Source organism: Dokdonella sp., assembly GCF_049593775.1.
GTDB lineage: Bacteria > Pseudomonadota > Gammaproteobacteria > Xanthomonadales > Rhodanobacteraceae > Dokdonella.
Genome location: NZ_JBAWHJ010000476.1, coordinates 1 through 1899, shown reverse-complemented (window position 1 = coordinate 1899; position 1899 = coordinate 1). Strand labels below are relative to the sequence as shown.

Here is a 1899-nt window from a genome sequence, read left to right as displayed (position 1 = left end):
TTGATCTCAAGATTCCGGGTGTAGCCAGCGAACGCGCTTTCCGTCGCTACTACCCCAGTGGCGAGATCATGGCCCATACCCTGGGCATGACCAATATCGATGACCGTGGTCAGGAGGGTCTGGAACTGGCCTTCGACGACTGGCTGGCTGGCGAGCCAGGGCTCAAGCGGGTCATCCGCGATCGCCTCGGTCATGTGGTCGAGAACGTCGAGTTGCTCAAGGAAGCCCAGCCGGGCCGTGACCTGACCTTGTCGATCGACCGACGCATCCAGTATCTCGCCTATCGCGAGCTGAAGGCGGCCATCATTGAACACAACGCTGTTTCCGGATCGATGGTCATTCTCGATGTCAGCAACGGTGAAGTGCTGGCCATGGTCAACCAGCCCTCGTTCAACCCGAACTCCAAGGCGGCGATCGACCCGGCCTATCGGCGCAACCGCGGTGTTACCGACGTGGTCGAGCCAGGCTCCACGATGAAGCCGTTCACGATAGTCGCCGCGCTCGAGAGCGGACAGTGGAAAGCGGACTCGAGCATCGATACGACTCCTGGGAAATTGATGCTGCAGGGCGGCTACACGATCAGTGATTTCCGCAACTACGGGATGATCAATGTCACCCGGGTTATCACCAAGTCGAGCAATGTCGGTGCAGCAAAGATCGCATCCACGTTGAGCAACGAACACATGTATGACGTGTTCCATCGCTTTGGATTCGGTGAAGTCAGTGGTTGCGGTTTCCCCGGCGAGTCACCCGGCTTTCTGCCCATCTCGAAGAGTTGGGGGCCGGTCGAAAAAGCCACCATTTCCTATGGTTACGGTCTCAGCGTCACGCCCATGCAGATCGCGCAGGCCTACTCCGCGCTGGCCAACGGCGGGCGCTTGCGCCAGCCCGGTTTCGTCAAGGGTGCCGTCAATCCGGATAGCGCCGTGATCGATCCGCAGATTGCAGAAAGCGTTCGCGGCATGCTCGAGACCGTGGTGTCGCACGATGGCGGCGGCTTGCGGGCAGCCGTGCCGAATTACCGCGTGGCCGGCAAGACCGGCACATCGCGGCGCGCGGTTGCCGGTGGATACGAAAAGCGCTACGTCTCCCTGTTTGCCGGAATGGTGCCAGCCAGCAACCCGCGTCTTGTCGGTGTTGTCGTGATCCACGATCCGGGCAGGGGGCAAGGTGTCTACTACGGCGGACTTGTCGCTGCACCGGTGTTTGGCAAGGTCATGTCCGATGCCGTGCGCTTGCTCGATGTGGCGCCGGACAACGTTCAACGCTGGTACGCCGGCGCGCCGGATGTCGGTCACCCGATCGGACCGGCCAGTGAGCCGCCCGACTACGATCCCGATGAGCCCAACTACGGGGAGGCCGTGCCGCAATGAGCGCAGCAATGCCCCTCGACAACTTGCTCGCAGGCTACACGGCGACGAAAGCGCATGGCGGAATCGTCGTGCGGGGTCTTGCGCTCGATTCACGGCAGGTACGCAGCGGCGATGCATTCTTCGCCCTGCAAGGTGGTTGCGAGCATGGCATCAGATTTGCCGACGCGGCGATGAGTGCAGGCGCGGTCGTCGTCATTGCCGAGGACGGCCCGGGGCTCGACACCGCATCGGCAAGCGAACCCGTCGTGCGCGTCGATCAACTGCGCGAGAACCTTGGCTCCATCGCCGCGCGCTTCTTCGGCGACGCATCGCGCAGCCTGAAGGTAGCCGGCGTGACCGGCACCAATGGCAAGACGTCGGTAGTCCAGCTGCTGGCCCAGTCGTTGAATTACCTGGGCCGACGAACAGCTACCATCGGAACGCTGGGTGCCGGCCTGCCAGGCTCGTTCAGCAGCGGCGAGCGCACCACGCCCGATGCCATCGAAGTGCAAAGGCTTCTGGCAGGTTTTCTTGACCAGGGTGCCAC

At 62.4% G+C, this 1899-nt stretch carries 2 protein-coding genes; both read left to right on the top strand.

Annotated features, from left to right (window positions below; translation table 11 throughout):
- On the top strand, positions 1-1373 hold a 1373-nt coding region (locus WBP53_RS16320; protein WP_423930810.1), incomplete at its 5' end, for a peptidoglycan D,D-transpeptidase FtsI family protein.
- 8 nt (positions 1374-1381) lie between these two features.
- Positions 1382-1899, top strand: a 518-nt coding sequence (locus tag WBP53_RS16315; protein ID WP_423930809.1) for a Mur ligase family protein, incomplete at its 3' end; no start/stop codon positions are given.